The organism is Kineococcus esterisolvens (assembly GCF_050871405.1).
Lineage (GTDB): Bacteria > Actinomycetota > Actinomycetes > Actinomycetales > Kineococcaceae > Kineococcus.
In genome coordinates this window covers 66,834-75,297 of the sequence record NZ_JBJLRI010000010.1, presented here as the reverse complement: position 1 = coordinate 75,297, position 8,464 = coordinate 66,834, and the positions used below count along the sequence as shown (strand labels likewise).

Genomic DNA, 8,464 nt, shown 5'->3' with positions numbered 1-8,464 from the left:
CCCCGCCCCCCCCCCGCCCCCCCCCCCCCCCCCCCCCCCCCCCCCCCCCCCCCCCCCCCCCCCCCCCCCCCCCCCCCCCCCCGAGGTCGACCTCGGCGACCCGGCCGTGGCCGCGATCTGGGTCCTGCCCGCCCGGTGAACGAGCAGCGGCAGGACCAGGTGCAGGACCCGGCGGGCGCCGTGCGCGACTCCCACGGGCGCCTGCACGCCGCCAAGACCCACGACGTCACCGTCGTCGGCAGCGTCAACGCCGACCTCGCCGTCTCCCTGCCCGCGCTGCCGCCCGCCGGGCAGACCGTCCGCGGCGCCGACGCCGTGCGCGGGCTGGGCGGCAAGGGCGCCAACCAGGCCGTCGCCGCCGCCCGCCTGGGCCGGCGGACCGCGATGGTCGCCGCCGTCGGCGACGACGCCGACGGCCGCGCCCTGCGCACCGCCCTGGCCGCCGAGGGCGTGGACGTCTCCCGCGTCGCTGCCGCGGACGCGCCCACCGGGGTCGCCGTCGTCCTCGTGCACGGCGGGGAGTCCACGATCGTGCTCAGCCCGGGCGCCAACGACCACCTCGACGCCGCGCGCGTGCAGGACGCCGCCGGGCTCGTCAGCGGCGCCCGCGCCGTCCTGCTGCAGTGCGAGGTGCCCGACGAGGCGCTGCTGGCCGCCGCCCGGCTGTGCACGGGGCTGCTCGTGCTCAACCCCGCCCCGGCCCGCCCGCTGCCGCCGGAGCTGCTGCGCCGCGCCGACCTGCTGGTGCCCAACGCCGGGGAGCTGGCCGTCCTGGCCGGCGAGGGGGCCGCCGCCGACGTCGCGGGCCTGGTGCGCCAGGCGCGCGCCGTGCGCCCCGACGGCACCACCGTCGTCACGCGCGGCGGGGACGGCTGCGTCGTGGTCACCCCCGCCGGGGTGGCCGAGGTGCCCGCCGCGCCCGCCGAGCTCGTCGACGCCACCGCCGCCGGCGACAGCTTCGTGGCGGCGCTCGCCGACGCCCTGCTGGGCGGAGCGGGCCTGGTGGACGCGGCGCGCTGGGCGGTGCGCGTGGCGGCGGTGACGGTGGGACGGGCCGGTGCGTCGGTCTCGCTGCCGCGCAGGGAGGACGTCGAGGTGACCGGACGAGCGGACGGGGAGGTGGCGCGGTGAGCGTCGGCTGGGGTTTCGTGGGCACGGGCGGGATCGCCCGCACGGTGGCGCGGGCGCTGCAGCTCGCCGACGGCGGGGAGCTGGTGGCGGTGTGCTCGCGCGACGCGGACCGCGCGCGGGCCTTCGCCGACGAGCACGGCGCCGCGGGGGCGCACGACGACGTCGCGGCGCTGCTGGCCGACCCGGCCGTGGACGCCGTGTACGTGGCCACCACCCACCCGCAGCACCACGCGCCGGCGCGCGCGGCCCTGCTGGCGGGCACGCCGGTGCTGGTGGAGAAGCCGATGACGGTCACGGCCGCCGCGACGCGCGACCTGGTGGCCACCGCCCGCGATCGCGGGGTGTTCTGCATGGAGGCGTACTGGACGCGCTTCCTGCCGCTGACGCGCGAGCTGCTGGACGTCGTGGCCTCCGGCGCGATCGGGCAGGTCCTCTCGGTGCACGCCGACCTGGGCTTCCCCGCACCGGAGTCGGCGCGCCGGTTCCACGACGCCTCCATCGGCGGGGGTTCCCTGCTGGACCTGGGGCCCTACCCGGTCGGGCTGGCGCTGACCCTGCTGGGGGCGCCCGCGCAGGTGCGGGCCGCCGGGACGCTGACGCCCTCGGGCGTGGACCGGCAGGTCGCCCTGGCGCTGTCCTGGGAGTCGGGCGCCGTCGCCGCCCTGTCCACGACGATCGCCGCGCACGCCTCCTCGAGCGCCTGGATCGAGGGCGACGCCGGCTGGATCCACGTGGACGCGCCGCTGCACTCCGGCCGGCGCTTCACCGTGCACCGCCGCGGGGAGGGGGCGGGTGAGCCGGAGGTGCACGAGAACCCCACCGAGCACGGGCACCGGTTCATGCTCGAGCACGTGCACGAGTGCCTGGCCGCCGGGCGCACCGAGAGCCCGCTGGTGCCGCTGGGCTTCTCGGTGGACCTCGCGGACGTGTTCGAGCAGGCGCTGACGCAGGTGGGCGCGGCCCGCGCCGCCGAGCTGGGCTGAGCCGCCCGGGCTCGACGTCGCCCGCACTCACCCGGACGGACGTTGCTCCGTCCGGGTGACGGGGGCTCAAGCCTCCCCACCTCCCTGAGACACTCGACGTAACGGAACATCGACATCGAGTGACTGGAGGCGATCGCCGTGCGGATCGGATCGGTGACCACGCCCGTGGCGGTGCGCAGCACCGTCCGCCCCGAACAGCTCCGGAACCTCGTGCCGGTGCAGCGCATCACGCCCGACTACGTCCACGAGGACCCGATGGACGAGCTGACGCAGTCCGACCGGGCGCTCATCAGGCACCTCTACGGCCCCGTGCTGGAGCTGGAGGAGCTCGAGGGCACCCCCGTCGCGCAGCTCGCCGCGGAGATCAACCGCGAGCGCCGCAGCGGGAGCGTCCCCGCCGAACGGGACCTGACCGCCGACGACGTGCGCCGCATCATTGGCCGGCTGACCCTGACCAGCCCGCGGCCCGTACCCGTGGACGTGCAGCTGCGCCTCATGACCTTCCTCGGCGCGAGCACCGAGCACCACCTCGACGTCGTCCTCTGACGTCCGCCGACGTCCCCCGACGTTCGCCGGCGCCGCTGCCGGGACGTCGGGGGCCCCGGCCGGGGTGGCCAGGGTGACCGCCGCCCCGGGTGGCAGGGTGGGCCCGTGCGCCTCCTCCTCGTCCGCCACGGCCAGACCCCGTCCAACGTCAGCCACCTGCTCGACACCGGTGTCCCCGGGCCGGGGCTGACCGACCTGGGCGAGGCGCAGGCCCGTTCGCTGGTCGGCACGCTCGGGGGCGAGGGCATCGGCGCGATCACCGCCTCCTCGCAGCTGCGCGCGCAGCTCACCGCCGCGCCGCTGGCCGCCCACCTCGGCCTGGAGGTGGCCGTCGACGGCGGCCTGCGCGAGATCGAGGCCGGCGAGGTGGAGATGCGTGGCGACGAGGACTCCGTCGCCCGCTACTTCGCCGTCGTGGCGGCCTGGGTGGGCGGCGACCTCGATGCCGCGCTGCCCGGTGCGCCGGACGGGCACGCGTTCCTCGCCCGCTACGACGCCGCGGTCGCCGCGGCCGCCGAGCGCGCCGCCGGGGCCGGTGCCGGCACGTTCGCCGTGGTCAGCCACGGTGCGGCGATCCGCGCCTGGGCGGCCATCCGCGCCCGCGGGCTGTCACCCCGGTCCGTCCTGCGCACGGGCCTGCTGAACACCGGGGTCGTGGACCTGCGCGGTGACGTCGACAGCGGCTGGACGTGCCGGACGTGGATGGGTGCCGCCGTCGAGCCCGAGCAGGCCGAGGCCGCCGGCGCCGGCCCCGCGGGCGAGCCCGGCTCGGTGTTCTGAGCCCCCGCCGACCGCGGCGGGTTCAGCCCCGCAGGTCCTGCGCCGGCCCCAGGTCCAGCGAGCCGGGGGCGAACTTGTCGCGCAGGAACGCGCCGTGCACGGCCAGGTCCTCCTCGGCCCGCCGTTGCAGGCGCTCGCCCACCTGCGCCACGGCCCCGCGCAGCAGGTCGAGCTGAGCCAGCGCCTCCGCGCGGGCGCGCTCCTCCCCGCCCCCGCCCGGGCCACCGGCCGCGGCCCGGTACCCGTCGAGGGCGCCGGGCAGGTGCTCGGTCGCGACGGCCTCGACCGTGCGCGCGTCGGGCGAGAACGCCCCCAGGCGGTCCCAGCGCGCCAGCACCTCCGCCACCGCGTCTAGCACGTGCCGGGCGCCGCGCACGACGTCGGGCGGCAGGACGCCCGAGCCCAGCGAGCGCTCGACCGCCTCGACCGCCTCGCGCACCGCCGCGGCCCCCTCGGCGGCGGGGACGACGGGGACGGCGGGTTCCGCGCGGCGCCCGCGTCCCGGGCACAGCAGGTAGCCCGACAGGTACCCCACCGCGCAGGTGCCCACCGCCACCAGGGGGTGGCTCGTCGCGGCGAACCCGGCGACGAGCGAGACCAGGCCCGCGCCGCTGCCGGCGAGGTGGGCGGTGCTGCCCAGCGCCTCCAGGCGGGCGCGCGGGGAACGGTCACTGGTAGCCACGGATCTCCTCGAACACGTCCGCCAGGTCCTGCCCGCCGGCGGTGAACGCCTCACCACCGGTCAGCGCCGCCACCTCGGCCATCTGCGCCGGGTCGGCCTCCCCGAAGACGACGACGAAGGTGGGCACCGAGCCGATCGGCCGCCCCGCCGCCGCCTGCTCGCCGTACCAGGCGCGGAAGTCGGCCAGGGAGCCGCCGTCGGTGTTCTCCCCGTCGGTGAACAGCGTGACGCTGACGAAGCGTCCCGGGTCCGCCTCCGCCACCGCCAGGGCCTCCTCGTAGGCGACGCGCAGCGAGTCGTGGATCGCGGTGCCGCCCCGCGCGCGCAGCGACGCGGCCCACCCGCGGATCCGCGCCAGCGAACCGGCGCGGTCGGCGGGGTCCACCGCGAGCGTCCCGCGCGACTTCACCGCGTCGGCGAACTCCACGTAGTGCACGTTCTCGCGCGGCTGGAAGGTGAGCAGGCCGTCACCGGCAGCACCCCCGGCCCCGCCGTCGGGGACGGCCAGGGCGGTCAGCGCCGCCTGCAGCTGCACCAGCCGCTCGCCGTCCATCGACCCCGAGGTGTCGATCGCGAACACGACGTCCGACGGCTTCTTGATCTCGCTCTGGAACGCGCTCAGCAGCGCCCGGACGGTGGCGAGCCGGTTGGGGAACGGCAGCTCGTACACGCCCTCGGCCCCGGCCGGCCCGCCGGTGCGGGTGCGCCGGCCCGTGCCGGCCAGCTGCCGCTGCACCGGGTCGCTGAGCAGGTCCGCCACCACCGCGTCGTAGGCGCGCGCCTCCTCCTCGTCCGCCGAGCGCAGCAGCGTCAGCGGGTACTCGGCGGTCACGGTGCCGTCGGAGGGGGTGAGCACCACCAGCGGCTCGCCGCCCGCGCGCAGCCGGCGCAGCACCGACTCGTAGCCGAACAGGGCGTCCACCCGGCCGGGGTCGGCGGTGAAGCGGTCCACCAGGAAGCCGGTGGAACCGGCCGTCAGCTGCTGCCCGAGCGCCATCCGGCGCAGCTGCGGCGCCACGGCCGCCACGTCCTGCTCGGTCAGGACCGTGCCCGTGCCCGACAGGGCGGTGGCGGCGCCCACCAGGGTGGCGAAGCCGCTGTTGGAGGACACCGGCGAGGTCATGCCGTAGCGCAGCCGGCCGTCCTCGGCGGCGTCCACGACCTCCACCCACGTCGGCGAGCGGCCCAGCCAGCCCAGGTCGGCGGCCGCGTCGTGCGCCACGCCGAGCGCCACGGGGTCGGACATGACGTCCCGGGAGCGGGCGACGGCCGCGCGGCCGCCGTCCAGCAGGGCCAGGTAGTCCCCGGAGGGGAACCAGGTGGCGGCGTGGTCGCCGGCGCCGCCGTCCGCGACGAGCTGCGTGCCCTCCAGGGTGCCGGTGTACTCCAGCTCCACCCGCACTCCGGTGCGCTCGGCCACCCCCTCCAGCAGCGGTTCGACGTCGCGCAGCTCCGAGCCGGCCAGCACGCGCAGCACGTCCGCGCGCGGCCCGGTGGGCGTGCCGGCCGGCGGGTCGGCGCCCTCCGGCGCGCCGCGCGCCGGCCCGGACGTGCACCCGGCCAGCACGAGCGCCGCGAGCGCGGCGAGCGCCACGACCACCGGGCGCGGGGTGGTGCTCCGCACGGTCCTCCTCACGTGCCGTAGCGCGCCGCGACGGCGTCGATCAGGGACTCCAGCACCTCGAACGAGGGCGGGTCGGCCACGTCGGTCAGGGACTGCTCCACGGCCACGCCGTGCTGCGCGGCGACCGCACCCAGCGCCGTGCCGTCCCCGGTGCGGAAGCCGTGCTCGACGGCCAGGGCCGTCAGGACGGGGTCGGTGGACAGCAGGTCCGCCAGCCGATCGGCGCCCGGGTCCAGGGCGACGAGCACGTGCTTGGAGGCGATCGTGGGGGAGGGGTAGGCCAGCACCGCGTCCTCGCCGAGCCGCGAGCCCCCCTCCCGGGCGGCCTCGCCGACGAACTGCGCCTCGTAGGCCATCACCATCGGCACCGCCCCGGCGCCCTGGGACAGGTAGTCCTCGAACGGCTCCTCCGAGGAGGCCGCCGAGAAGCCCTGCGCCAGGAAGAGGTGGGACAGCTCCGGCAGCACCGCCTCCTGCTGCCCGGCCGTGGTGACCACGCCGCCGCCGTTGAGCACCCAGGCGGCGCCCGCCAGGTACATCGCGGCGGAGTTGGAGGTGCGCACGTCCGTGGACGTGATGAGCACCGCGCGCGGGGAGTCGTACAGCTGCGCCGCGCCCTCCAGGTCGCTCCAGCGGGTGCCCTCCCGCACCATCCGCAGGTACGCCGACAGGTCCAGGTGCCAGGCGCCGGTGGGGCCGGGCGAGGCCGCGCCGTTGCGGGCCAGCAGCTCCACCACCGGGCGGTGGGTGGCCACGACCATCGGCGACCAGAACGGCGAGGAGACGGAGGCCCCACCCGCTCCCTCGGCGATCCGCTGGGCGGCCGGTGCGGACGAGGGGAACGCGAAGTCGTACCCGTCCAGGTCCACGTCGGTGGCGATCTGCCGGCTGCCGGCGGTGTCGACCTCCACGGCCAGGCCGTGCGCGGCGAGCGCCTCCCGCACGCGCGGGTCGTCGAAGAACGGCTCCTTCTCCGAGCCGATCACCCCGCGCAGCGTCGTCACCGGCCCGGCCGCCGCGTCCGCGGAGCCGGAGCGGCGGTCCAGCACGAACAGCGTCGCCACCGCCGCGACCAGGAGCACCGCCAGGGCGGCGCCGACGAGCTTCCTCACCGGGGTCCGCGCCTCCGGTCCCTGCGGGGGACGTCCATGCGCCGCACGCTAGGAGGGGCGCGGGACCGCTGGGCGAGGCACCGGTGAACGGCGCGGGAACGCCGGGCGTCCGCCGGGGCGGGGCCCCGCGGGCCCGGGCGGGGGGCCGCGTGGGAGCGGGTGGGGGTCGCGGCGGTTAGGGTGGCGGCGGGGCGTGCCGGGAAGTCTGGTCGGCGATCCCGTTCGCGACCCCTGGAGGCGCCCCCGTGACGCAGAACACGCCCACCCGCCGTCCCCCGCTGTTCGGCCACGGCTCCTGGCCCGAGGCCCGCCGCATCGCCGAGGTGCTGCGCACCGAGACCGTCGGCGGCGCCCTGCTGCTGGTGGCGACCGCGCTGGCGCTGGTGTGGGCCAACCTGCCCGGGGACACCTACGAGTCGGTGCGGCAGTTCCACATCGGCCCCGAGGTGCTGCACCTGGACCTGTCGATCGAGCACTGGGCCGCCGACGGCCTGCTGGCGATCTTCTTCTTCATCGCCGGCCTGGAGCTCAAGCGCGAGTTCGTCGCCGGCGACCTGCGCAACCCGCGCGCCGCCGCGCTGCCCATCGCCGCGGCCGTCGGCGGCATGGCCGTGCCCGCCGGGGTCTACGTGCTGGTCAACTCCCTGGCCGACTCCCCGGAGGGGGCCCTGTCCGGGTGGGCGATCCCCACCGCCACCGACATCGCCTTCGCCCTCGGCGTCCTGGCCGTCATCGGCAGCCACCTGCCCTCCGGGCTGCGCACCTTCCTGCTGACCCTGGCCGTGGTGGACGACCTGCTCGCCATCACCGTCATCGCGGTCTTCTACACCGACGACCTCTCCCCGGCGCCGCTGCTGCTGGCCCTGGTGCCGCTGGCGCTGTTCGCGTTCGCCGTGCAGAAGCGGGTCCGCTCCTGGTGGCTGCTGATCCCGCTGGCCCTGCTGGCGTGGGGCCTGGTGCACGCCTCCGGCGTGCACGCCACCGTCGCGGGCGTCCTGCTGGGCCTGTCGGTGCCCGTGGTGCGCAGCGCCACGGCCGGCGGGCCGGAGGCCGGCCCCGGCCTGGCCGAGCACTTCGAGCACGTCTGGCGCCCGCTGTCCTCCGGGTTCGCCGTGCCGGTCTTCGCGCTCTTCTCCGCCGGCGTGGCCATCGGCGGCGCCTCCGGCTTCGTCGACGCCCTCAGCGACCCGGTCGCCCTCGGCGTGATCCTCGGGCTCGTCGTCGGCAAGCCCGTCGGCATCCTGCTGACGACCTTCCTCATGGCCAAGCTCACGAGCGCCGAGCTGGACGAGGAGCTGTCCTGGGTCGACGTGCTCGGGGTCGGGATCCTCGCCGGCATGGGCTTCACCGTGTCGCTGCTCATCGGCTCCCTCGCCTTCGGCGAGGGCACCGAGGCCGGTCAGCACGTCACCCTCGGCGTCCTGCTCGGCTCCACCCTGGCGGCCCTGCTGGCCGCCGTGGTGCTCACCAGCCGCAACCGCGTGTACCGGCGCATCGAGGAGGCCGAGCGGGTCGACGCCGACGCCGACGGCATCCCCGACGTCTACCAGCGCCCGTCCGCGCCCGACGGGCAGCACTGAGGGGCTCGCCGGCACCGGCGCCCGGG

General features: G+C 77.3%; 8 protein-coding genes. 5 read left to right on the top strand and 3 right to left on the bottom strand.

Going from position 1 to position 8,464, the window contains the following annotated elements; translation table 11 throughout:
- The first annotated feature begins 135 nt into the window (after positions 1-135).
- The 4 genes from ACRYR8_RS05875 (at position 136) to ACRYR8_RS05860 (ending at position 3,440) form a co-directional block, all read left to right on the top strand.
- Positions 136-1,131 (top strand): ribokinase, encoded by a 996-nt coding sequence (locus ACRYR8_RS05875; RefSeq protein WP_432483147.1) that lies wholly within the window; start codon positions 136-138, stop codon positions 1,129-1,131.
- A complete protein-coding gene (locus ACRYR8_RS05870; RefSeq protein WP_432483145.1) occupies positions 1,128-2,114 on the top strand; it encodes a Gfo/Idh/MocA family protein in 987 nt (328 codons plus the stop codon). The genes ACRYR8_RS05875 and ACRYR8_RS05870 overlap by 4 nt, the downstream gene beginning before the upstream one ends.
- A 153-nt stretch (positions 2,115-2,267) precedes the next feature.
- A complete protein-coding gene (locus ACRYR8_RS05865) occupies positions 2,268-2,660 on the top strand; it encodes a hypothetical protein (protein WP_432483143.1) in 393 nt (130 codons plus the stop codon).
- Positions 2,661-2,765: 105 nt separating this feature from the next.
- Positions 2,766-3,440, top strand: coding sequence for a histidine phosphatase family protein (locus tag ACRYR8_RS05860; protein WP_432483141.1), 675 nt, complete (start codon positions 2,766-2,768; stop codon positions 3,438-3,440).
- Between the two features lie 22 nt (positions 3,441-3,462).
- Here the strand turns inward: ACRYR8_RS05860 and ACRYR8_RS05855 are convergent, their stop codons facing one another.
- Genes ACRYR8_RS05855 through ACRYR8_RS05845 form a run of 3 tightly spaced genes read right to left on the bottom strand, consistent with a single transcriptional unit; the run spans position 3,463 to position 6,858 of the window.
- A complete protein-coding gene (locus ACRYR8_RS05855) occupies positions 3,463-4,122 on the bottom strand; it encodes a hypothetical protein (RefSeq protein WP_432483140.1) in 660 nt (219 codons plus the stop codon).
- Complete coding sequence (locus ACRYR8_RS05850) at positions 4,109-5,746, bottom strand: vWA domain-containing protein (RefSeq protein ID WP_432483139.1); 1,638 nt, start codon at positions 5,744-5,746, stop codon at positions 4,109-4,111. The genes ACRYR8_RS05855 and ACRYR8_RS05850 overlap by 14 nt, the downstream gene beginning before the upstream one ends.
- A gap of 8 nt (positions 5,747-5,754) precedes the next feature.
- Positions 5,755-6,858, bottom strand: coding sequence for a hypothetical protein (locus ACRYR8_RS05845; protein WP_432483138.1), 1,104 nt, complete (start codon positions 6,856-6,858; stop codon positions 5,755-5,757).
- Between the two features lie 245 nt (positions 6,859-7,103).
- On the opposite strand from ACRYR8_RS05845, the gene nhaA reads away from it, so the two are divergent.
- The gene (gene nhaA / locus ACRYR8_RS05840; protein WP_432483137.1) at positions 7,104-8,438 is read left to right on the top strand and encodes a Na+/H+ antiporter NhaA; all 1,335 of its coding nucleotides are present in this window, start codon (positions 7,104-7,106) and stop codon (positions 8,436-8,438) included.
- Positions 8,439-8,464 lie beyond the last annotated feature (26 nt).